Consider the following 24,659-nt stretch of genomic DNA (forward strand, 5'->3'; position numbering starts at 1 on the left):
ATTCCGATAATGCGCTCAATTTATTTGCTACTCTGTTTTCTGAGCATCGGCTTTTTTTCATCTTCTTTATTCAGCGGGGTGGGTGATTGGAAATCTTACACATCAAAACGTGAAGTACGTGCCATCGCTTCCAGGCATTCCGATATTATCTGGGCTGCAACAAGCGGTGGCATGTTCTCGTTTAGATTTTCCGATAGCTCGTACATCGAATTTACTCCTACCGAAGGATTGCGAACATTAGATCTGACTGCCATAACACTGGATAAGGATGATAACATTTGGATAGGTGGGGCGGACGGATATATACAACGGTACACACCATCAACAGGCGAGTGGATTAATATAACAGATATTTTTTTAGATAAAGATCACGGGCCCAGCAAGCGTATTAATAAATTTCTCATCAAAGGTGACACACTTTTTATACTATCCGATATCGGTGTAAGCTTTTACTCCCTCTCAAATCTTGAATTCGGTGACACTTTTTTAAGGTTCGGATCGTCTCCGAATGTTATTAGCGGTGGAGTTACCGGTCTGGAGATTTACAACGACACCATATGGATTGCAACACGAACCGGAATAGCATCCACTTATTCGTCTAATCCGAATCCTTCGGCGCCCGACGGATGGCGAATTTACAATCAAAGTAACGGTTTAGCTTCAACCGTAATTAACGATCTTACGCAAGCCGCTGGTAACCTTATTGCGGCAACTGCGAATGGAATCAGTCGGTGGACCGGTTCTTCTTGGAACACTGTTCCGGGAACGGAGAATAAAAATATTCTTGATATTACAGTCGATAAATTGGCTGACGAAAACGACGTGCAATATTTCTTCATAACCCCGCAAGAATTATGGAGAGTGCTCAACAATAATGCGGTTCTCCGGGATACTCAATTTTATGTTACACTTTCAAGTATCGAATCTTCAGTAATAATCGGCACTGATAAAAGTGGTGTGCTCATTCGAAATTCTTCTCCATCACCCGAAAGAATGTGGATGAATATTTTACCGCCGGGTCCGTTTACAAATAACTTTGTCAGTATAGTTATCGACGAATCAGGTACGCTCTGGTCAGCAACAGGGAAAACCTACGGCGAGGGATTTATGAGTTATGACGGTTTAAAATGGAGGTCGTATAATGCCGCTACCGACTCAAATCTTTGTTCCAACGATTATTATAAAGTGAGTTTAGGAAAAGACAATTCGAAATGGATGAGTAATTGGGGTTGCGGTGTAACTGTAATTGACGGTAATGGAAGCGTGCAAAAAACTTTTAACACTACAAACGGACTCCCACCTACGTTAGATAATAATTTGCAATATATAGTCGTAGGCGGTGTTGCTGTTGATCAACGAGGAACAACTTGGATTACAAACAGAACAGCTCCCGATAGTACCGCGGTTGTTTTATTGAAAGCCGATTCGACGCTGGATTATCATGTTAAACGGAGTATGCGAAGTCCGTTAACAATTTTCATCGATATTGTGATTGATCAAAATGATACCAAATGGTTTGCGAACACCAGCCGATTCGATCATGAAATAGCTCAAGGATTGTTCTATTACAACGATAAAAGTGTAGCTCCCGGGATTTCCTCGGGGTGGGGTAGAATGACATCCGATGACGGTTTGACAAGTTACCAGGTATGGTCTCTTGCTGTTGATAATAACGGTGAATTATGGATCGGCTCGGATCAGGGGATTACAATTGTCTTCAATCCCGCAGATCCCATTCGAACTGTTGCAACCTATCATCCATTGCGTGAGCAAATTATTCAGGCAATTTTAGTCGATGCATGCAACAATAAATGGGTGGCAACAAAACAAGGAGTTTTTGTTTTATCACCCGATGGAACATCGATACTCGAAAGATACACAACAGAGAACACTGATCGGAAACTATTGGATAACGATATTACATCAATTGCGTGGAATAAATCTACCGGTACTATGTACCTTGGTACCGAGAAAGGTCTTTCAACGCTGTCAACACCGTATTTAGCACCAAAAGCTGCGTTTGATGAATTAGTTTTTAAACCGAATCCGTTTATTGTTCCTTCAACAACTCCTCTTACGGTAGACGGGTTGATCTATGCATCTTCCATTAAAATATTAACGATCAGCGGTGATCTGGTTAAGAATGTTTCATGTCCATGCGGACGTGTTGGCTTTTGGGATGGGACTAATGAATCGGGTGAACCGGTTGCAACAGGTGTTTATCTTGTAATTTCATACGGTGAGGATGGAACAAAGACAGCGATTGGTAAGTTGGCGGTTTTGCACAGATAAAATTATCGTTTACTCATCTAAAACTAACCTCTTTAATTCCTGCCTGAACGGTTGAGAAAATAATCAGGACATATATATTTAGTACTGAGTGTAAAATTTAAGAAGTTACTGGAGAGTTGATTTTCTCTAATATAAATTGGGAGTGGCGTAAAAATTGTATTTTGGACTTTTTTACGTTGAAATATAACCTTGACTATCGATTGATTATTTTCTATATTTAAATTGCTTTTTAAGAAAAATGGCGCGATTTGACGAATTTTTCAGAGACGAGGTTGATATGCATGGAAAAAGTAGAAAGAATGAAGCAGTTTCAATTCGAATCTCCGGTCTCTCGAACAACGTTCATGATTTTCAATTCACCGTAGAGCCAAACGAATTAAATCTAACGGAACAATTTAGGGAAAACGTCTCGATTAGTGCGGTGCTTGATAAATCGCCCCATCAGATATATTTAAAAGCAGATATAAAAACAGTCGGATATTTTCAATGTGACCGCTGTCTGGAAGAATTTCGCGAACCTGTTGATGTTGGATGTAAAATATGTTACGTCTACAACGAAAAAGATGGCGGAGCATTTCCTCCGGATGAGTTGCAAATCATAAGTCCCGACACTGTTTCGTTAGATCTGACTGAAGATATTCGACAATTAATAACGCTCTCTATCCCGCTCAAGTTACTATGCTCGGAAGATTGTAAGGGATTATGCCCGCGATGCGGTGCAAACCAGAATCGTGTATCTTGCAGGTGCCAAAATGAAGAAGTAGATCCGCGGTGGCAAGGTCTGAAGAATCTATTACATAAGTGAACATAAAAAGGAAATAATAAAATGCCAAATCCAAAAAGACGACATTCGAAAACTCGCGGTGCGAAACGCCGGACGCATTATAAGGCAACAAAACCATCGTACGGCGAATGCTCGAACTGTCACGAACAAAAACTGCTCCACCGTGCTTGTCCAAATTGCGGACAATATAACGGACGTTCTATTGTTGTACCGAAAGAATCTTAAATCGTTTAAACGATTTTCACTTTTCTCAAATAACGCAGCATTATCAACTGTAGCCGCGAGATAGTTCATTGAACGCTGAAAATTCTCACATACGGATTGCGCTCGACGCAATGGGTGGTGATTTTGCACCTCGAAATGTTTTACTCGGCGCCGTTGAAGCTCTTGAAATGGCATCTAACCGATTCGAGGTTACCCTCGTAGGACCGGAAGAAAAACTTCGCGACGAATTAAAACAGATATCAACCGGACAAGCTAGGTTCACATTCGCCGAAGCAACACAGGTCATTGATATGCACGACGCTGCAACTGCAGGTGTCAAACAAAAACGCGATTCATCTATTAGTATAGGTATGACACTTCATAAAGACGGAAAGGTTGATGCTTTTGTTAGTGCAGGCCATTCCGGCGCTGTTATGTCTACTGCAACACTTATACTCGGAAGAATTGAAGGTATCAGCCGACCAACAATTGGAACATTTTTTCCAACGGTTAAAGGGGTTTGTCTTTTGCTAGATGCGGGGGCAAACGTTGATTGTAAACCGCACCATCTTTATGAATTCGCTCTTATGGGAAGCATCTATACTAAAGAGATGTTTGGAATAGAAAAACCCAAGATCGCATTGCTGAATATTGGTGAAGAGGAAACAAAGGGGAACGAAGCTGTAAAGGAAGCGAATAAACTTTTAAAACAGTCTCAATTAAATTTTATCGGAAATGTTGAGGGACGCGACATTCTTTCGGGCGAAGCTGACGTTATTGTTTGCGACGGATTTGTTGGGAATGTAATTTTAAAGTTCGGAGAAAGCATCCCGACTTTTTTCAAACATCAAATTAAAAAAGTAATTCAGGAAAATATTTTATTCAAACTTTCAGGGTTAGTTCTACGCAGCACATTGCGTAAAGCATTCAAGAGTATGGATTATGAAGAATTTGGCGGCGTACCGGTGCTTGGTGTAAACGGCGTGACTATCATCGGTCATGGCAAATCGACGCCGAAAGCGATAAGGAATATGATTTTCCGAGCCGAAGAAATAGCGCGAAAAAGAATCAATAACCGGATTCAGGAAGCAATTAAACAATGAGTTCAGAGCAAACGAAAAAAATACGAACGGCAATCACCGCTGTTGGACATTACGTTCCTGAGAAAATATTGTCGAATAAAGATTTCGAAAAAATGGTAGATACAACCGACGAATGGATATTTACTCGTACAGGAATTCGTGAACGTCGGATTTTGGAAAACGGTGCAACCTCCGATATGGCAGCCAAAGCGGTTGAACAGGTTTTGAGTCGGCGCGGAATTTCGGCGGAGGAAATTGAGCTCATTATCACAGCAACGGTAACACCTGATATGTTTTTTCCACCAACATCATGTCTGATTCAAGATAAAGTCGGAGCGAAGAATGCGTGGGGATTCGATGTCTCGGCGGCATGTTCAGGTTTTCTTTATGCGCTTTCTGTTGGTTCTCAATTTATTGAAACTGGTGCTCACAAAAAGGTAATTGTAGTCGGCTCGGATAAAATGAGTTCAATAACCGATTACACCGATCGGAACACATGTGTTCTTTTTGGCGATGCGGCAGCGGCAGTTCTGCTTGAACCAAGCGAGGATCCATCATTGGGTATAATCGATAATAAAATGTATTGCGATGGATCGGGCGCGAAATATTTACATATGAAAGGTGGTGGCAGTTTAAATCCGCCATCTCACGAGACTGTAGACAAAAAATGGCATTATATATATCAGGATGGAAAAGCGGTATTCAAAGTTGCCGTGATGGGAATGGCAGATGTTTCTGCCGAAATTATGGAGCGTAACAAACTTAAAAGCGAAGATGTTGATTATTTAGTACCGCATCAGGCGAATCTCAGGATAATCGATGCAACCCGTGAACGCATGGGACTCGATCCATCAAAAGTCATGATCAATATAGACAAATACGGTAATACAACTGCGGCAACAATTCCGCTTTGTTTATCCGAGTGGTGGCAAGCCGGAAAATTAAAACGTGGCAGCACAATTGTGCTCGCTAGCTTCGGAGCCGGATATACCTGGGGTGCAACCCTTTTAAAGTGGACAATCGATCCTCCAAAAAATTAATATGTTGAAAATTGCATATATATTTCCCGGTCAAGGTTCTCAATATGTGGGAATGGGAAAAGATTTGTTTGAGAAGAATGAAAGTGCGAAAGCAATTTTCAAAACAGCCGATAAAATTTTAGGTATCGGTCTTAGCGATATTTGTTTTGAAGGTCCCGAAGAAGTCTTGCGCCAAACAATGAATACTCAACCGGCCATATTTCTTCATAGTATGGTTTTATTTCATTTGATCGGGAATCAAAATATTTCGATGGTTGCCGGTCATTCCCTTGGTGAATATAGCGCTTTAGTGGCGGCAGGTTCACTGAGTTTCGAAGATGGATTAAGACTTGTTCGGCTGCGCGGTGAACTTATGCAGAAAGCAGGGATAGAAAATAAGGGAACTATGGCTGCGATTGTGGGGTTAGAACCAGATACAGTTGCCAATATCTGTACACATGCATCCGTTGCAGGCATAGTACAATGCGCCAATTTTAATTCTCCGGGACAAATAGTAATAAGCGGTTCAATAGGTGGTGTGCAAAAAGCCGTGGAATTATCGAAAGAAAATGGTGCAAAGATGGCAAAAGAATTGGTTGTCAGCGGAGCATTCCATTCTCCGCTCATGCAAAGCGCGCGCGAAGGATTGATGGCTGCATTACAAGAAACGAATATTGAGGATGCACAAATTCCGGTTTACACTAACGTTACCGCGCAACCGGTCCGATCATCGGTAGAAATTCGTAAGATGTTGGGTGAACAGCTCACAAGTGCGGTTCGCTGGCAAGAATCAATTTCTAATATGATCAAAGATGGCGCTGAAAAATTTATCGAGATTGGTCCCGGAAAAGTATTACAAGGATTGGTAAAACGGATTGCCCCGAATATTGATGTTAAGGGTGTTGATAAGTTAGACGATATTGGAAAAGAATGAAAGAATAGAAAATGACATTTACATTAGAAAATAGAGTTGCAATCGTTACAGGCGGTGCGCAGGGAATCGGAAAATCGATCGCGTTAGAATTAGCAAAAGCCGGTGCCGATGTTGTTATCGCGGATATGAATGCCGAAGGTATTGAATTGACAAAAAAAGAAATTGAAAACGTCGGTCGTAAATCGTTAGGCGTTGTCTGTAATGTTGCTAACGCTGAAGATGTTACAAAGCTCATCAATCTCAGCATCGAAACGTTCAAGAAAATAGATATTCTGGTGAACAACGCTGGCATTACTCGTGATACATTAATGATGCGGATGGATGAGAAAGACTGGGACCTAGTGCTGGATGTGAACCTGAAAGGCCCGTTTTTATTAACCAAAGCAGCCAGTCAGATCATGATACGCCAAAGGTACGGACGAATCATAAATATGGCGTCCGTGGTCGGATTGATGGGAAATGCCGGTCAGGTTAACTATTCTGCCTCTAAAGGCGGATTAGTTGCGCTTACCAAATCAGTTGCAAAAGAATTAGCTTCTCGCAATATTACATGTAATGCTATCGCACCCGGATTTATTGAAACCCAGATGACACTAAAACTGGATGAAAAAGTCAGGGAAAATTATATGAGTGTAATACCGCTGCGGCGGTTCGGTAAACCTGAAGATATAGCCGCTCTGGTTCTTTTTTTGGCTTCGGAAAATTCTGGTTATATTACAGGGCAGGTTATCGGAATTGACGGCGGAATGTTTATGCGTTAAATAAGTATCTTATAAGTAATAATATCAACAATCATTAACAATAAAAGGAGTAATTCACATGGCAGATGTAGAAGCAAAAGTGAAAGAGATTATCATGAACAAGTTAGGCGTAGAAGCAACACAAGTAACGCCTGCTGCATCGTTCACGAACGATCTTGGAGCAGACTCTCTCGACACTGTCGAATTAGTGATGGAATTCGAAAAGGCATTCAATCTTCAAATACCGGACGAAGATGCTGAAAAAATTTCAACTGTCGGAGACGCAATAAATTACATTTCAGCGAAAGCGAAGTAATTGATTATCGCAATATAAGATTGCTGATTCGGAATATCATTTCCGAATAATAAATCATTATACGGAGCGTATATGAATGGAAATAACAATAAGCAACGCAGAGTAGTTGTTACCGGGATGGGTGCCGTAACCCCGATAGGTTTAACCGTGGCAGAATTTTGGAAAAACGCTATGGAAGCCAAAAGTGGAGTCGGTATGATTACATATTTTGATTCTGCCCAGTACGATACGAAGATAGCCGCCGAGTTGAAAGGTTTCGATCCGTTAAACTACCTCGAACGTAAGGAAGTTAACCGGATGGATCCGTTCGCCCGTTACGGTATGGCTTGTGCCGGGATGGCGATAAAGGATTCGGGGCTTGATCTCGAAAAAACCGATCGTGATAGAATTGGTGTAGTGTTCGGTTCCGGGATTGGCGGTATGTTGACTTGGCATCAGCAGATGGAAGTTTATTATCATGGAGGTGGACCACAAAGAATAAGTCCTTTCTTTGTTCCTATGATGATTGCCGATATCGCCGCCGGTCATATATCGATGCGGTACAAACTCCGTGGTCCCAACTACGCAACAACTTCAGCTTGCGCAACAGCATCGCACGCCATCGCGGATGCATTCATGCTTATTCAGCGGGGGAATGCGGATGTTATGGTAACCGGTGGCTCCGAAGCAGCAATCACACCGATGGGGATCGGCGGTTTCAATGCAATGAAAGCATTGTCAACCCGAAACGATGCCCCTGAAAAAGCGAGTCGCCCATTCGATGCTCAACGGAATGGTTTTATCATGGGCGAGGGAGCAGGCATTCTGATTCTTGAAGAATTGGAACACGCTCTCAAACGGAACGCAAGGATTTATGCCGAAGTTGGTGGCGTAGGGCTTACAGCCGATGCGCATCATATTACAGCTCCGGCACCGGGTGGCGAAGGCGCTGTCCGTTCTATGCGCTTATCACTTCAGGATGCAGGTGTTCAACCCGAAGATGTCGAGTACATTAACGCGCATGGAACATCAACGGAGTTTAACGACAAATCTGAAACGCAGGCGATAAAAACCGTGTTCGGAGATCATGCGTACAAATTGTTTGTCAGTTCAACAAAATCGATGACGGGTCATCTTCTCGGAGCGGCAGGCGCCATCGAAGCAATCGTTACGATAATGGCGATGGTGAACGATACTATTCCGCCGACAATCAATTACGAATATCCCGATCCGGAATGCGATTTAAATTACGTTCCGAATAAATTTATAAAAAAAGAAATCAATGTAGCCATAAGTAATACTTTCGGATTCGGCGGGCATAATGCTACATTGTTGTTTAAAAAATACCGCCAATAGATTATTCTTTAAAATGGAAGTCTTGCGCCGATTTCTTTCTGGTTTATTCAAAAGCAGAGGCGCCGCTAAATCGACCTCGGAGATAATAAATTATTCTGAATTGGAAAAAATTCTCGGATATTCAATTCGTAATAAAGATTATTTCACCGAAGCATTGTCCCATCGTTCCTACTTACAAGTCAACGGAAAAGAAGATTTACCGACAAACGAGCGATTAGAGTTTTTGGGTGACTCTGTTTTGAATCTCGTTGTCGGAGAGTATCTTTTCAATAAACATCCTGAAGCCGAAGAGGGAGATCTCACAAAAATCAGATCACGGCTCGTTAACCGTAACGCATTAAGCATTCTCGCAAGAGAAATAGATTTGCCGAAATTCCTGCTTCTCAGTCCCAGCGCGCTCCAGGTCTCGGTTAGAGGTATGGAAACTATACTTTCAGATGCTTTCGAAGCTATAATCGCCGCAATTTATCTCGATGGCGGTTTTCATAACGCGGAAAAATTTATTCATCGCTGCTTAACGACTTCATTTGAAAAAAAATTGATAAAGCTTGAAGATGAAAATTTTAAAAGTCAATTACTCGAGCAGGCTCAAAGTGTGGCACTTGGAAATCCACGGTACGTTACAGTCACCGAATCCGGACCCGATCACGATCGGCTATTTACCGTGGAAGTGTTCATAGGAAAAAATTCTTACGGTGTGGGATCTGGAAAAAATAAAAAAGCAGCCGAACAGGATGCCGCGGCTAACGCGCTTAAAAATCTTTTACTTAACGAAAGGCGGACTGATGATGAATCTCCAAAATTCGATAATTGAAAATATTCTACGGAACGCAAAAACTATCGCATTAGTCGGCGCATCCGATAAACCAACGCGCGACAGTTATCATATAATGAAATTCCTGATGGAAGCCGGGTATAATGTTATACCTGTTAATCCCGCATACACCGAAGTTTTAGGAAAAAAATGTTTCCCTGATCTTCGTCAATTGGAAGAACCAGTTGATATAGTCGATATCTTCCGCCGTTCAGATGAAGTTCTATCGATTGTTCAGGATGCGATGTTAATCGGAGCACCAACTGTATGGATGCAGATGGGAGTTTTTAATGAAGAAGCTGCGTCTATTGCTGAACGGGCAGGGATAAATGTAATCATGAACAAATGCATAAAAGTTGAATACCAAGTTCTTATGCAGAAATAAACCTTCCGCCGTGAAAATTATTTTTTGTTTTCTTTTCGTTCTTCCGTATTTATTTCTTCCCTTGAACGCGAAACCATCGGTTTCGGTTCAAGATTCATCATCGGGATTGATAGATTCGGTTTTTGTCGTGGATTCCATTATGATCGTCGGGAATACCTCAACGAAAGATTTTGTCATCAAGCGTGAAATGTCGTTACAGCCAGGTTCTGTAATCGTAAAGGAGTTGCTTCAATACGATCAAAGCCGGATATACAGTCTCGGTTTATTCAATCAGGTATCTATTTATGTTCAACCGACAACTGATAACAAAGCCAATCTGATTATCGAAGTAAGCGAGCGCTGGTTTGTTTTTCCATTTCCGGTAATCGGCATAAAAGACAGAGATTGGAAAAAACTATATTACGGTGCCGGACTTTTGCATTCGAACTTTCGGGGAAGGAACGAAAAATTATATGCGATGTTTGTTCTCGGATACGATCCTTCCGGAGAAATATGGTATCGCAATCCTTTTTTAAGCGGCGATGGTTCATATTCGCTCGACGCGAAAATCGCTTACAGTAAAATCAAAAACAAAAGTGTCTCGGCGCAACTTGCCGGAAATAATTTTACCGAGCAGCATATCTATACAACACTCGGATTGGGTAAACGCTTCGGAGTTCACCACATGCTTTGGTTAACCGGGGGATTTGAATATGTCGGTGTTTCTGAATTTAAACAGGGAAGAACGATCTCTGAAAAAGGGATAGATCGGTTTCCGTTTCTAGGCGCAAGTTATACATACGATACACGCGATCTCATTGAATACCCGTCGAGCGGTACGTTCACGCGTTTTGCAGTTACAAAATTCGGACTGCCTTCCTCGGATTTAGATCTGGTGAGATACGCAACCGATCTTCGGCAATTTATACCGCTTCGATCTAATTTCAGCATCAGCGGCCGGTTGTTCACCAATTTTGTTGCGGGTAGCAGCACACCAAGTTATAACCGTGTTTACTTCGGATATACCGAACGTATCAGAGGACATTTTAAGGAAGTTACCGAAGGAGAAAATCTTTTTGGACTTTCCACCGAACTGCATTATCAATTGTTCGAGCCGGTATTTATTCAGATGAAATTTCTCCCGTCTGAATTCAGTATACTTAAATTCGGAATGGTTGCCGCTGCGTTCGGCGATGCGGGAACGGTTTGGTTTCGCGGTAAACGATTTGCGCTGAATAATTTTAAACGCGGCTATGGTATTGGTTTGCATTTCTTGCTTCCGTACAGTATGATCTTGCGAGCCGATTATGCATGGAATGAATCGCGCCGGGGTGAATTCATTTTCGATCTCGGTTCCTCATTTTGATACAAGATCAATAGTGAGTATATTCTTTCAATAATTAATCTCCATTTTCATTTTTAATTTATACTTTTTAATTTTGACTTGAATTATGGATTATTTCTATTCCCCTCCCCAAAACATCTCTGCCAGAGAAGTTATTATTGATGGCGATGAATATGCTCACCTTACACACGTAATGCGTAAGACTGCCAATGATACAATCAGAGTTGTTGATGGACTTGGAACTGCATACGATGTTCGGCTTACCGATATAAAAAAGAAGACAGCCCACGGAGTGATATTACAAAAATATCAACAGCATAACGAACAAGCTATTGACGTAACCATTGCGGTAGGGATTCTCAAAAATCCTTCAAAATTCGATTTTTTAGTGGAAAAAGCGACAGAGTTAGGAGTGAGACAAATTATTCCCTTAATAACTGAACGTACTATTCCTTCGCACGCAAAAATAGATCGCTGGCAAAAACTCGCTCTTGCCGCTATGAAACAATGCGGGCGTTCTTTCTTGCCAATTGTAAAAGAGCTCACCAATCTGGATAATCTTCTCAATCAAAAAGATAGTGATGCTGTAAAATTAATCGCTCACGAAAATCCGCTTGTAAAAATAAAATCGAATGATGTTAAATTGACAAATGCAAAATCTGCAATCGTATTGATTGGACCGGAAGGGGGATTTAGCGATGATGAAGTATTACTCGCTGAGAAAGCAGGTTACTCCGTTTTATATTTAGGTGAGCGCAGATTGCGGACAGAAACAGCGGCGATTGTTGCGACGGCAAAATTGATTGGTTAAGTTTTCGTATCCTGAGCTAAATGAGGAGTAAGAAATTGTTGACATTCTCGAAATGATTATTTACATTGCCATATCATCCTGGGTGAAACCAGTAAAATTTTAATATTTGGCGGTATTTAAAGTTTTTCAGGTTAAAGGGTTCTTATTTAAAAACAATTTTTTGGCTGGGTCTTATGAGGGATAAGAAAAAATTATTTTATTTCGGAAGTATCATTATTATTATTATGCTGAGCGCGGAAGTAACGCTTTTAACAATTCAAAACAATCAATTAAAAAACACGCTTCGTTCTCTCACTCAGCCAAATATTGACCCGCTCCGTGCAGGTGACACAGTCAAATCTTTTGGGGTGCAAACACTCGGCGGCGAATTTAAAGAATATAAATACGAAGATTATTCTTCAAAACATCTTTTCTTTATACTTTCAACATCTTGCCCATATTGTCTAAGAAATCTGCCTAATTGGAATAAGATAACTGAGCAGAGACCCGATAATGTAAATATATTCGGCATATCGACTGACGATATTCAAAAAACTAATAATTATTTGGAAACTAAAGATGTAAAATTTTATCTCTGCTCGGTTACAGATACAACTTTTAAGAAAAATTATAAAATAGGAGGTGTGCCTGCTACGATTCTTGTCAATGAAAAAGGTGTTGTTTAGAATGTATGGGTTGGCGCATTCACAGACAGCACAACGAACGAAATTATTAATTTGATAAACGCCGATAAGGCGAAACTTAATTGACTGATTCAACAATTAATATCTGGAGTCTTTTATGAAAAAACTTCTTATTGTTCATATTATAGCAGTTGCTATAATAATATTGGCAGCAGTCCAATTATTAAATGGCACTGCTTACGCTACTACATATCCTAATTGTTTGGGGTATTGTCAGTGTGGAACAGGGACTAGTATATGTAATGGTGATCCAACATGTTTAAGTTCAATACAAGACAAGTTCCCTTGTATGTATGGTGGTATTCAGATGAAGTGTTTAGAGTTTTGTTGTGATCATCAACCATGTTGGTCAAGGTAATCCAAATAAGGTAAGAATGTTGCGTTACAGGGATATTTTTTAATATCCCTGTAATATCTAATTTATAAAAATGCAATACATCATGCTGATAAATTATCGATATATAATTTTTTCAATTCTTTCTGTTTTAACTTCACAATTATTACTTATTGCGCAATACACACATTACACCCCTGTTCAACAAGGTTTCGGTATGAAGCTTTGGATGAGCGATCAAGGTAACCTTGGATGGAATGCTGGAATGGCTGCAAGCGATCAATCTGTTAGTACATTTGTTGGTTTAGAATACCCGCCAGGTTCACCATTTAATCATCTTGTTACTGGTGGAATTTGGATTGGCGCTATAGTGGATACAGGAAAATATGGAGTACACCAATATGCTAAATTGGTAACAACTACAAATAATCCCGATATCTATTACCCAGGTCCTGTAAATCCGAATGAAACATTTCCAATTGACACAATAAAACCGTGGTGGAATACATCAACATTATTAAATGGCGAACCGAACAAACGGGGAGACGACGACGATAACGACGGTAAAATAGATGAAGATCCGTTAGACGGAATTGATAACGACGTTGACGGTAAAATAGACGAAGATTATGGTGCAGTGTCGGAAAGCGATTATTATTGTGCATACACAGATACATCTCCCATGCTAAAAAATCGGTATCACCGTCCGCTTGGTATAAAAGTGATCCAATCTTCTTATGCGTGGATTCAAAAAGTGCATGAACCGATTATTATCTTTGAGTACAAAATAATAAACCTTGGGAAATTTCCACTAAAAGATGTTTATATAGGTTTTGATTTTGTCCCGGATATAACTATTTGGAATGATGACAATAAGAATAAGAACTGTATTGGTTATTGGCACGAACTTATGACAGCATATGCTCATAACCCAATTGAAAGAGTTGCATCTCCATTTGGCGTAACGGTACTTGAACTTCCCAAACAGTTGGATAGTTTAAATTTATATTTCAGGTGGTTGACCAACGAAGAATATCGTCCTTCTGGTGCATCTTTTGACTGTCTTAGATATGATTTACTTAGAGGTTCATATCCCGCCGGTCTTCCAAATTATCGTCCCGATATGCTGATCTCACAGGCAACTAACACACCGGAAGTTGTTGTATCATGCGGTCCAATTAACGATTGGGATAAAGGAGATACGCTTAATTTATCTTTTGCAATAGTCGGAGGGAAATCGCTCCGATACAATCCAGATAACTTATACGATAATGCTAAAGTTGCACAAACATTATATGCCCGTAATTTCTATCCGTTTTATGTTCCATCGTCCCCAAAAATATCAATAGAAACAGGTTACAGATCCACTATTCTTAACTGGGGTTATAAAGGTGTCGGTGTAAATCCTGAAGAATCGTGGGATAATGCGAACGCGTTAGTTAATATTTTCCCTGAAGATCACTGGCGCAGATCCAATCCACCGGAAGGACATACAAAAGGTGGAAGAGTGTTTGAAGGATACCGCCTTTATAGAAGCGACGATCCCGCCGGGACAAAAAACAGTTTTGTAATACTCAGGCAATGGGATAAAATAGATTCGGTTGGTCCCCAATACGGATATGACACAGGCATAGAAACAACCTTTGTAGATGAAAATTTAACAACCGGAAAAGCTTATTGGTACAGTGTTACATCGTACGGTATACCCGATCAACATGTAATGAGATACATGGATAGAGATGGGATGTTAAAAGTAGACACGTTATCGACTCCGAGTTTAGAATCATCTGTTTTAGCATCGAGAAAAAGAGTGAAGATGCCGTTCTCTGTGTCGCACGAATTAAATAAAGTTCTTGTTGTTCCCAATCCGTACCGCGTCGATCAGGATTATTCATACGAGATGGGTGGATATGAAGGAAGAGCAAAGACTTGGAGTGAAAACAAAAGGTTGATTAAGTTTATTCATCTGCCGTCTAAATGTCTTATCCGCATATTTTCATTAAGCGGAGATATGATAGCTACACTGCGGCACGAGAGTGAATCGCAGGGTGAACTTGACTGGGATTTGTTGAGCGAGAGCAACCGCACAATTGCAAGTGGTGTTTATGTTTTTACTGTTGAATCGGATTACGGAACTCAAACAGGTAAGTTTGTTATTGTAAGATAATTGATTTTTATAAAGGTATGTTCTCATTTAAAAATATTTTGTTGATTTTGATTATTGTTACAATAGCAATTTTTTCACTCGATTGTAACAAAGCCCCAATCCCAACCGCTCCGCAGCGTGATATTCCATGGAAGATATTCAATAAATCGAACAGTCTACTTGTCGATAATAAAATTAATTCGATTTACATTGATGCCTCGGGCGGAAAATGGTTTAGCACTAATAACGGTGCTAACAGATTACTAAGTGAAACATGGGAAAATGTTACATCTCAGCTTGAATATAATACAGCTAGAGGTCGTAGTAGGGCGGTAAATGCAATTGCTGTTGGAAAAGACGGAAGCATTTGGTATGGCTTGGCGGGTGGTGGTATACGACGGCGTATGGTTGGCCAAAGTAATATCTGGAAAGAGTACAGAACCCCCGATCTGACCTCTGATATAATTTATTCGATAAAGACAGACGACGCTGGAGATATTTGGGTTGGGACTGCAAGCGGTGTGAGTCGTTGTAAACCCGCGCCTAACATACAAAGCGAAGATAGATGGTATCAGTATAACTCCGAAAACAGTCTGATTCCGGACGAGCCGATCCAGTCAATTGGAATTAGTCCACATGATGGAACGGTTTGGTTCGGTACATATTCACTCGGTGTGATTAGATACGATGTTGATATCGATTGGAATTATTTCGCACCGAATGATTTACCGTTGCCGATTTTATCTACAGTATTTACTTACGGAAAATATGTTTGGTTTGGCACATACGGTGATTGGGCGTATCAATTTAATTCACAAACAACTGAATGGAAACAGTTTGCCGATTCCGCAAAAGGAGGCGGGTTACCCAATTTTATAGTGAATGCGGTGGCACACGATCAAAACAACAACATCTGGTTCGGAACGAATAACGGTTTGGCAAAATACACCGGTTCAAAGTGGCAAAGGTGGAATACAATAAATTCTGAACTTCCGAGCGACATAATAACATCGTTGGCAGTTGATAAAAAAGGAAATCTTTGGATCGGAACGACAAACGGTGTTGCAGAGTTCAATGAAGCTGGAATATTAAAATAAAAAAGGCGAGCATTAACCCGCCTTTGAATATAATTACTTTCCGAGATTTATGATTGTTTTTTAATAACTTTTCCGTTAACTATCGCAAGTATCTCATCGGTTTTCATTTTGCACGTTCTTTGTAAAGTTGCAACTTCATCCGTGTGCCACCCAACGAATTCCTGATCGTTAATGCCGTTGAGATTGATGTAAACATTCAGCGCCGCACTTTCCGCGCCGGCATGTAGCATCAAAGCCGCTACTCCGGCATCGCTTGCCGAATTTACATTTCCTTTATCTGCAACAACTTTTGCTAGAGCCAAAGCATCTACCACTAATTTCATAACCCGTAACGGAACCAACGTTGCTTCCTTTGTCGCTTCCTGTATGGCGGCAGATCGCAATGCTTTTTGATCGTCGGACTCTTTCGGAAGACCGAATGCTTCCATTACTTTATTGAATGCATCTGTGTCCTGATCGATGATAACGGTAAATGCTTTTCTTAATTCTTCTGTTTTTGATCGTAGCGAGATCATCTCGGCTTCAACATCTTGATATTTTTTCTTGCCGATTGTGAGGTTTGCAACCATAGATGTAAGCGCAGCGCCAAGTGCGCCGCCAAGTGCGGCAACACTGCCTCCGCCCGGTGCCGGTGAATTGGATGCAAGTTCGTCTAAAAATTTCACAACTGTTTTTTCGGTCAGCATTATTGTTCTCCTGTTAATTATCCTGTAAAATTTATGGATGATATTATATCATATATTCTATAATTTTTTTCTTCGGATCGAAACGTTCAAGTTGACTTAATCCGAGCGCTTCAATAGCGCGCGCGATATATTCTTCTTCTTTGATATTTGAAAAATGATTTGGAGTGTAAAATTTTCCTGCTATTAAAAGAGCCTCTTTGGGAATCAGTCCAACAACTTCACTCCCGGTTACATTCATTCCCAATTTCTGAGCTTCTTTTCGAACCTCTTCGAATGCCACATGAGGCGGGGTGATGTTGAAATTGTTCAGATTGATTGATACCTGAGCTATATCGAAACGCTCAAGCATTACACCCATTGCCTTGACTGCTTTTAATGATCCCGGGATCTTAACGCTTTCTCCATTTTCTTTCTTCAGTGTTCTGCCGCTTTCTCTGATTCGTAATGCAATCTCATGAGCTATATCTTTACTGTTTGTTGTGAGATTAACATTGTAAGCGATCAGGAAAACGCGCGCACCGGTTACCGTTGCACCGGATTTTGGATTGAAGACTGCAGCACCGTAATCGGGTTTCCATTGCGGATCTGATATCTTCGATGAAAATCCCTCGTATTCTCCCTTCCTTATAGTGGCAAGATTTCTTCGCTCAACAGTCTGTGCCGCTTCTTCATACAGATAAATCGGGATATGCAATTCTTCGGCAACACGTTTTCCGAATTCGTGCGAAAGTTTTACGCAATCATTCATCGTTACTCCGCTTATCGGTATGAAGGGGACTACATCGGTTGCGCCCATCCTTGGATGTTCACCTTTGTGTTTCGTCATGTCAATCAGTTCCGATGCTGTTTTCGTTGCGCGAAATGCCGCTTCCTTTACGGCGTCCGGTTCACCGACAAATGTAACCACAGTACGATTGTAATCTTTATCGGGTTCTACACTGAGCAGTTTAACGTTGTGAACCGAGCTAATACTGTCTGAAATGGTATCAATAATTTTTGAATCACGTCCTTCACTGAAATTTGGTACGCACTCTACAAGTTTATTCATAGATTTTCCGTCGAAATATTCCAAAGATTGAAAATGTTTTTAATGCTGATAAATAATAAGATCGATGATATTTATTTGCCGAATTATTAAATAAAATTTTAAAACTCTAAAACTACTCCGTTCTTGATTACTCTCCAAAGATGATTCTCACCGAAGTGATACGGAATAAATTTATAATTCGGTATGTCGAGAACGATAATATCGGCTTTCTTGCCGATCTCAATACTGCCTATTGAATGTGATAAATTGAGAGCTGCCGCGGCATTCAGCGTTGAAGAAACAATCGCTTCCTCGGGTGACATTTTCATCTGTGTGCATGCGAGAGTCATCATAATCGGCATGCTGTACGACATGCAAGACCCAGGATTGAAATCTGTAGCCAGCGCTACAACCACGCCTTGATCGATCATATCGCGGGCCGGGGCGTACCGGTGATTAAGAAACAACGAAACACCCGGAAGTAAAACGGCTGTCACTCCGGTTGTTGCGAGCGCACGGATACCGATATCGCTTATATGTTCTAGGTGATCGGCGGAAACAGCGCCTAATTCAGCCGCAAGCTCTGCGCCACCGCCTGCGGTTAATTCATCCGCGTGAAGTTTTGGGAGTAAACCGAATTTCATTCCTTCCGATAAGATTGATCGGCAATCATCGGATTCAAAATATCCTTTCTCACAAAATGCGTCGCAGAATGATGCCAGTTTCTTTTTCCCGATGTAGGGAATCATTTTATCGATTATTAAACGAATATACTCTTGCTTTTTACCGGAATATTCAGGGGGAATAGCATGCGCCCCTAAAAAGGTGGAGACGATTGTTATCATCTCCTCATCGTTTAATTCTGTAATTGTCTCAAGCATTTTTATTTCATTGTCAACATCAAGTCCGTATCCGCTTTTTATTTCTACCGTGGTAGTACCATGCTGCAATACCGCATTAAGATATTTTCGCGCTATTTTTTTTAAATCTTTTTTTGTGGATTGCCGAACATTGTTGACCGTACTTAAAATGCCGCCGCCTTTTGAAGCGATTTCCTGATAACTGACACCTGAGCTTCTCATTGCAAATTCGTTTTCTCTGCTTCCCGCGAATACCAGATGAGTGTGCGGATCGATAAAACCCGGAAGGACAATTCGATTCATACAATCGAGAACATCCGCGTCTCTCAAACTGTTCATCGAGAGTTCTTCCATCCTTCCGCACCAGCGGATTGAATCGTTCTCAATCAGTACAGCGCCATTCTCGATTATTCCAAGATCTTGCATTGCCTTACCGGTTTTTACGCTGCCGCCATGCGCTGAAACGGTTATAAGTTGCCTGATATTTATAAGTGCTAAAGTCATGAATATTCAACGATTATAACGATAATCCTCTGTTTTTCCGAAGAAAGATACAGAAAAACCGTTCCTTTTCCAATTTTAAATTTCTCATTATATTCCATTATGATCAGTAGCATGTTAAGAATCGTATCGCTCCTTTTCACGGGAATTTCGGTTGGATATTCTTTCTCCGGCGAAATACAATTCGATGAATTAAAAACCAATTTGAAAAATGTTCGCACGTTTGTGGTTGAGTCTTCTATGACTTCAGTAACATCCGAGGTCATATTTTATGTTGATAAGAATGATAGTGTGCGCGGGAAAATTCGTTGTCCGCAAGGTAAATCTGGCACTAAATATCCATTAGCTTTTATGCTGGTGGGAATAGAGACCGGCCGGGATGCTGTCGACTTGATAGAAGGATGTGATAGCGTGATATTATTCAGTATCGATTTTCCAATAAAAAGCTCGCTCGATTTTTCCGGATGGAATGGGATCACAACATTGATAAGGCTGCGGGAAGCGGGATTAAAAAATTTATCGGAAATTGTCATGGCGCTCGATTGGCTTTTCACGCTGCCGATTATTGATACCTCGAATGTAACTTTAATTGCCGTCAGCTTCGGCGTATTTACTGCTGTCCCCATTGCCGCAACCGACAAGCGGATTAGTCGCCTCGTTGTAGTTCAGGCGGGTGGTGATCTATATACTGTTTTTAAATGGAATGCGGAACGCTTAGGTGTGGCTATACCAGATTGGCTTGCCGGATGGATTGCCGCATTCATACTCGAACCCTTTGAACCGAACACCTACATTGATAAATTTTCTCCCAGATTATTTATTATGATTACCAGTGATACAGATTTTATTTTTCCAAAATCATCATCTCAATCGTTATATACCCGTGCTAAGGAACCAAAAGAATGGATTATTCATCACAGCGATCATGTGGCGCCGAATGAAAAAGAATTGATTTTAGAATTAACAAATCTTATAAGTAAGCGTTTATACGGAAGATGAGATGCAATAATTAAAATGATCTTTTTTAAAGTTTACCCGATATCGTATTAAAATTGTTACGGCTAATTCTGAATGTATACCATTCTTTTAGATGAGTTGCACCGATCTTTTCATAAAAATTGATAGCCGGCTTATTCCAGTCAAGTACTACCCATTCCATTCTGCCGCAACCGCGCCTTTTCGCTTCGTTCAAACAAATTTTGAACATTTTTCGCCCGATTCCCAGGGAACGGTATTCCGGAAGGATGAAAATATCTTCAAGATATAAAGTTGGCAGGGCGAGAAACGATGAATATGTTTCGAAGATGATAGAGTAACCAACGGCTTTTTTGTTTACGAATGCAAGATATCCCGTGAACCTTTTTTTTTCGCCGAAACCATCTTTTATCAATCTTTTTCGTGCGGCGGGTGATGGACGTTTGAGTTTTTCGTAATCAGCGAGTGCATTGATGAGCGATAGAAAAGAATTTTCGTCGCCCTTTCTAATCCGCCGTATTTTTAGATTATTTTTTATGTGAATTCGCTTCGGCTTGTTGTAATTGTTCAACTACTTTCCCCAATCCTTTTGTCACCAGCGTATCGAGCAATGTTCCTGTTAGTCTTACCGTTGGCTCGTCTAAATGCCGCATACTTTCTTCAGACCGGTTTAATTCCGGTGTAACAGTCGCGCCTAGTTTTTGAACAACCGGTTCCGCTGTGATATCGCGCGATGAATTATTTCCGCCTGTTAATGCAAATTTGGCACCCAACTCTTTTACAGGTTTAAAATATTCATCCGGAACTTCTCGCGCACTTTTTTGAATTAATTGTCCGACCTCCGACATCCGTTTATCAAGCGATCTCCCACGCAATCGTGATGAACCGGCGATTATGTACATCGCATTCGAAACATTATGACTTAGCGCCTGAGATGATGCCTGCATAGCTCTGCTTAAACTGCCGCCGCATTCTTCGATATGCTGACCCAGCGAAGTTAATCCGTACTTCACGGAATCTCCAAGCGATTCAATTCCTTTACGGACTTGCATACCAAACTCGATTGTTGATTGTGCCTGAAGTTTCGCTGCTTCTATTCGATAAAATTCGTTTGAATAGGATTGCAGCAATTGCGTGGTTCGTTCAATATCGAATTGAATCCGTTCAACCATTGCGCTGTTCTTGTTCTCAAAATAATAATCTCGCCCTTTGTAAAAATGCCAGATCGCAACCTGCATCATACTTTGAAGCAAATTGGGATTATCGCTAATCGTTGCCATAGCTTTTTGGCCAACATGGACATTTATTGCAGCTTCCCATTCTTTTGCAGATAAACGGATGAACCATTGTCGTGCGGCTATTAAATCACTAAGATCTTCAATTGTGTGAATTTCTTTTTCAACCCCGCGCTGGGCGTAACCCATTGCAGTCATATACGCCACCGCTAGAGCCGATTTGTGTATGCCCAGTTCGGAAAAAAGTCGGAATGCGATTATCATTTGATCCAAAACTTTATCCGATAAATTCCCTTTGGAATAATGTTCGTTTACCTTGGAGTAGATTTCCTGCGCGCGCTGGAGGTACAGTTCGGCGATTTCACGATAACGCTGTTTAAGTATTACCGATCTTTTTGCGTGTTTATCAAGATAACTTTTTCCTTCTTTTCGGAGAGAGTTAATTGTTTCACGAATTTCTTTGAGAGATACACATTCAGAAATATTAGTGCTCTCGCACATAAAACATTTTTTTCGGGCGTTTTCATAATCGATCCAACGATGCCCGCAATCGGTGCACCGTTCCATTCCCAATTTCATCGAAAACGTGTCGTTCATTGCTTTCGTTCCTGAAGCTGGCGAATGAGTCTGGAGTATTCATCCTCAGTCAATTCGCCGAAAGCATATTTAGTTTCTATAGTTTCGCGGTCGAAATGCTGGCGGGCTTTTGTTGCAACCTGTTTATAAGTTTCCGCAGCTCTTATCCTAGCGAATCCGCGCAATGTTTCCATTTCTTCCTGATACATTGTTGCGAAGCGGGAGGTGTCGCCCGATGTGTCGAAAATTTTTTCCCCGCGTGATATTCGGCGTAAATTTACAAGTTCACCGAATTCTTTCACGCTTATGTTTTGAAGTAATTCCAGCGCAATTTCAAACTCTTTCGCTTTTGTATAAAAGTGATAGGCGGCTTTGAATTCACTTTCTTTTAAAAACCAGTCTGCAAGTTCTTTGGAATCATTCGACGGAAGATATGCGCGTTCGTAGACGAAAAAAGCCGTCGAATAATCCTTTATGTTCCTTTTAATAGCTCCAACGCTCTGTAAATCGTTCTCCACCCAGAAATACCATTCCTCGAGATCGTACCGGTTTTCTGTACGTGCTATTTCAAGGAAATCAGATGTGCGATCCCAGGCGCGTAAAAAACAATAAGTCAACAAGGCAATATCAAGATTGCGCGGATTATTATTGATTGCTGTCCTGAGTATTTCGATTAGAGCTTCTTTTTCGTTCCCCGGGAGCGAGAAAAATAATTTGATCGGAATACGCGGAAATCGCCGGAGTGTTTTTGTGTGATCATAAAATTGAAGTTTCAATTGTGGATTTGATGCCGGTGGTTCCAATTCAAGCTGTTCAATGGCGGCATAGAAACGTTCGGTATGCAATATTTTTTTTATAGAATCGTACCAGGGAGTTTCAGCGTCCTTGAAGGCACTGTCGAGAAACAAGCGCCAAGAGCTCAACAAACTTTCGGTGAAAGAATTTTCCTGAAGAGGAATAGTGGTTTTAAAAACTTCGATCAAATTATGATCGCGGTTAACAGCATCCTCGGCATTATTTGAATCTCTGACGATTTGATTCAAAAAATAATGTCGTAGCCACTGGCGTGTTAGAGTGTCGTTAACAGGGTGCTTGATTTCCGTTTTATCTTTCGTTACTTCGATCAGATGAACCGGATACGATCCCTGCGCGCCAAAATTTAGACGCTCTTTTGATGTTTGAAATAAATGAAATTTTGCCACTATTATTGTCCTTTGTGCAACGGGAAGTGATCTCCAAGTTTACTTGAAAACAATGGTTGCATCTTCTTAAAATAGTATAATTTAGGATGCAAGAATATACAAAAAATTTCTACTGAACTCCAAATCATTTCTTCAAAATTTTGATAAAATGGAAATATTTTATTCGGAATTCCTTAAAATATAAGAATTTAGCCGTTTCGGGAATTTTGGCAAATTCGTGCCTTTTTCAGTTAATTCTATATATTTCCTGAAAAAATAAAATGGATTTTTGCTGATCGCTTCAATCAATGATTCTCTTCCCATTTGCCTGTCAATCTCACGTGCCATAACCATTCCTGTAATCGAGCCGTAGCTATTCCAGTAACCACTTAAGTTCGCTTTCCTTAGAATCTCGAAAACGGTTTTGTTCGTTACCGTATCGGTTAATAACGCAGATGAATATTTATTAAAATCTGTGAACGCATTTCTGGTTTTATCATTCCAATCGTGCGGTAAATAACCTCCGCCTTGTTGTTCCAGAGAAAGGTAATAGGCGATTCCTTCGTTTTGAGTAAGATCGAGCAAAGCATCTATAGGCGATTGTGGTTTTGTGTAATATTCTTTCCATGAAGAAGAACTTTCTTTGTAGTTTCCGAATGCGGCATGAAATACTTCGTGTGCAACAACCCCCAGAAGAGAAATAAACCGATCTTCAACATCCGATCCGTATCTGACAGCACTTGAAAGATTAACTACGATTGTCAGTTCTCCATCATCGTTCCCTGTGAATTCCGGAGAATCACCATGCCAAATAATTCTTCTCACATAGGCATCAGCATTTTCATGCCCCAAAGCTACAATGAATATCGGTATATCAATTGATACTTCCGCATCGTTCGGAAAGATTTGTTCAACGGTTGCGGTTACGCGTTTACTGAAATTTCTTTTTTTCAATTCTTCGAGAAGTTGTTTGATCTCTGAAACTTTGCTGCGTGCTTCCTCGAGATGGTAGATATCCGCATGAATGATTTGATGATACTTTAACGAATCGAGATGGTTCAATAAGTTTCCGGTCACATTTCGGTCATCTGAAATCAAACCGGTAGTTGATGCGGCAATCCGATTTCCGCGGAGTCGGGCTATTTGCTGCGTGCTTACAGGTTGGTCTTCAAGCAAAGCGATATATTGTTCTGCCGCAGAATAATCGAGTGATAAACTTACATTGAATTTTGGATTCGTCTGTGAATTCATCAGGGCGGGGAATATTGATCCCCAGATGAACATTAACCTTAAATAATATTCAGTCTTTGAGATTAAC

The 24,659-nt window shown here is 40.7% G+C and carries 24 protein-coding genes; 17 read left to right on the forward strand and 7 right to left on the reverse strand.

Annotation, left to right across the window (positions count from 1 at the left end; genetic code table 11):
• Positions 1-9: 9 nt before the first annotated feature.
• From HZB59_09225 to HZB59_09300, 16 genes are all read left to right on the forward strand, one after another.
• The gene (locus tag HZB59_09225; protein ID MBI5021605.1) at positions 10-2,292 is read left to right on the forward strand and encodes a hypothetical protein; all 2,283 of its coding nucleotides are present in this window, start codon (positions 10-12) and stop codon (positions 2,290-2,292) included.
• Positions 2,293-2,569: 277 nt separating this feature from the next.
• Positions 2,570-3,097 carry a DUF177 domain-containing protein gene (locus HZB59_09230; protein ID MBI5021606.1) on the forward strand — a complete coding sequence of 176 codons (528 nt, stop codon included), beginning with the start codon at positions 2,570-2,572 and terminating at the stop codon, positions 3,095-3,097.
• 21 nt (positions 3,098-3,118) lie between these two features.
• The gene (gene rpmF, locus HZB59_09235; protein ID MBI5021607.1) at positions 3,119-3,301 is read left to right on the forward strand and encodes a 50S ribosomal protein L32; all 183 of its coding nucleotides are present in this window, start codon (positions 3,119-3,121) and stop codon (positions 3,299-3,301) included.
• Between the two features lie 110 nt (positions 3,302-3,411).
• A complete protein-coding gene (plsX, locus tag HZB59_09240) occupies positions 3,412-4,383 on the forward strand; it encodes a phosphate acyltransferase PlsX (protein ID MBI5021608.1) in 972 nt (323 codons plus the stop codon).
• Positions 4,380-5,402 (forward strand): ketoacyl-ACP synthase III, encoded by a 1,023-nt coding sequence (locus HZB59_09245; GenBank protein ID MBI5021609.1) that lies wholly within the window; start codon positions 4,380-4,382, stop codon positions 5,400-5,402. The genes plsX and HZB59_09245 overlap by 4 nt, the downstream gene beginning before the upstream one ends.
• Position 5,403: 1 nt before the next feature.
• Entirely contained in the window at positions 5,404-6,315 is a 912-nt protein-coding gene (fabD, locus tag HZB59_09250; GenBank protein MBI5021610.1) for an ACP S-malonyltransferase, read from the forward strand.
• A gap of 11 nt (positions 6,316-6,326) precedes the next feature.
• Positions 6,327-7,076, forward strand: coding sequence for a 3-oxoacyl-[acyl-carrier-protein] reductase (fabG, locus tag HZB59_09255; GenBank protein ID MBI5021611.1), 750 nt, complete (start codon positions 6,327-6,329; stop codon positions 7,074-7,076).
• A 58-nt stretch (positions 7,077-7,134) separates the two neighbouring features.
• Positions 7,135-7,371 (forward strand): acyl carrier protein, encoded by a 237-nt coding sequence (locus HZB59_09260; GenBank protein ID MBI5021612.1) that lies wholly within the window; start codon positions 7,135-7,137, stop codon positions 7,369-7,371.
• Between the two features lie 72 nt (positions 7,372-7,443).
• Positions 7,444-8,706, forward strand: coding sequence for a beta-ketoacyl-ACP synthase II (gene fabF, locus HZB59_09265; protein ID MBI5021613.1), 1,263 nt, complete (start codon positions 7,444-7,446; stop codon positions 8,704-8,706).
• A 13-nt stretch (positions 8,707-8,719) separates the two neighbouring features.
• Positions 8,720-9,520, forward strand: a complete 801-nt coding sequence (gene rnc / locus HZB59_09270) for a ribonuclease III (GenBank protein ID MBI5021614.1) — start codon at positions 8,720-8,722, stop codon at positions 9,518-9,520.
• Positions 9,495-9,905, forward strand: a complete 411-nt coding sequence (locus HZB59_09275; GenBank protein MBI5021615.1) for a CoA-binding protein — start codon at positions 9,495-9,497, stop codon at positions 9,903-9,905. The genes rnc and HZB59_09275 overlap by 26 nt, the downstream gene beginning before the upstream one ends.
• Before the next feature lie 10 nt (positions 9,906-9,915).
• Positions 9,916-11,250: a BamA/TamA family outer membrane protein gene (locus HZB59_09280; protein MBI5021616.1), complete on the forward strand. Its 1,335-nt coding sequence runs from the start codon at positions 9,916-9,918 to the stop codon at positions 11,248-11,250.
• 85 nt (positions 11,251-11,335) lie between these two features.
• Positions 11,336-12,040, forward strand: coding sequence for a 16S rRNA (uracil(1498)-N(3))-methyltransferase (locus tag HZB59_09285; GenBank protein MBI5021617.1), 705 nt, complete (start codon positions 11,336-11,338; stop codon positions 12,038-12,040).
• A gap of 173 nt (positions 12,041-12,213) precedes the next feature.
• Positions 12,214-12,705, forward strand: a complete 492-nt coding sequence (locus HZB59_09290) for a redoxin domain-containing protein (GenBank protein MBI5021618.1) — start codon at positions 12,214-12,216, stop codon at positions 12,703-12,705.
• 446 nt (positions 12,706-13,151) lie between these two features.
• Positions 13,152-15,224 carry a hypothetical protein gene (locus tag HZB59_09295; protein MBI5021619.1) on the forward strand — a complete coding sequence of 691 codons (2,073 nt, stop codon included), beginning with the start codon at positions 13,152-13,154 and terminating at the stop codon, positions 15,222-15,224.
• A 17-nt stretch (positions 15,225-15,241) separates the two neighbouring features.
• On the forward strand, positions 15,242-16,300 hold the full coding sequence (locus HZB59_09300) for a hypothetical protein (GenBank protein MBI5021620.1): 1,059 nt from the start codon (positions 15,242-15,244) through the stop codon (positions 16,298-16,300).
• A gap of 47 nt (positions 16,301-16,347) precedes the next feature.
• Here the strand turns inward: HZB59_09300 and HZB59_09305 are convergent, their stop codons facing one another.
• From HZB59_09305 to HZB59_09315, 3 genes are all read right to left on the reverse strand, one after another.
• Complete coding sequence (locus tag HZB59_09305) at positions 16,348-16,986, reverse strand: cyclodeaminase/cyclohydrolase family protein (GenBank protein MBI5021621.1); 639 nt, start codon at positions 16,984-16,986, stop codon at positions 16,348-16,350.
• A gap of 43 nt (positions 16,987-17,029) precedes the next feature.
• On the reverse strand, positions 17,030-18,034 hold the full coding sequence (ftcD, locus tag HZB59_09310; protein ID MBI5021622.1) for a glutamate formimidoyltransferase: 1,005 nt from the start codon (positions 18,032-18,034) through the stop codon (positions 17,030-17,032).
• A gap of 98 nt (positions 18,035-18,132) precedes the next feature.
• Entirely contained in the window at positions 18,133-19,377 is a 1,245-nt protein-coding gene (locus HZB59_09315; GenBank protein MBI5021623.1) for an imidazolonepropionase, read from the reverse strand.
• 111 nt (positions 19,378-19,488) lie between these two features.
• On the opposite strand from HZB59_09315, the gene HZB59_09320 reads away from it, so the two are divergent.
• Entirely contained in the window at positions 19,489-20,373 is an 885-nt protein-coding gene (locus HZB59_09320; protein ID MBI5021624.1) for a hypothetical protein, read from the forward strand.
• Between the two features lie 25 nt (positions 20,374-20,398).
• Here HZB59_09320 and HZB59_09325 read toward each other — a convergent pair whose 3' ends face one another.
• The 4 genes from HZB59_09325 to HZB59_09340 form a co-directional block, all read right to left on the reverse strand.
• Positions 20,399-20,869, reverse strand: coding sequence for a GNAT family N-acetyltransferase (locus HZB59_09325; GenBank protein MBI5021625.1), 471 nt, complete (start codon positions 20,867-20,869; stop codon positions 20,399-20,401).
• Between the two features lie 7 nt (positions 20,870-20,876).
• A complete protein-coding gene (locus tag HZB59_09330) occupies positions 20,877-22,181 on the reverse strand; it encodes a hypothetical protein (GenBank protein ID MBI5021626.1) in 1,305 nt (434 codons plus the stop codon).
• Positions 22,178-23,362, reverse strand: coding sequence for a hypothetical protein (locus HZB59_09335; GenBank protein ID MBI5021627.1), 1,185 nt, complete (start codon positions 23,360-23,362; stop codon positions 22,178-22,180). Before HZB59_09335 ends, HZB59_09330 begins: the two co-directional genes overlap by 4 nt.
• Positions 23,363-23,521: 159 nt before the next feature.
• Entirely contained in the window at positions 23,522-24,592 is a 1,071-nt protein-coding gene (locus tag HZB59_09340; GenBank protein ID MBI5021628.1) for a hypothetical protein, read from the reverse strand.
• Positions 24,593-24,659 lie beyond the last annotated feature (67 nt).

The sequence above is a fragment of the Ignavibacteriales bacterium genome, assembly GCA_016214905.1.
In the GTDB taxonomy this organism is placed as follows: domain Bacteria; phylum Bacteroidota; class Ignavibacteria; order UBA10030; family SZUA-254; genus PNNN01.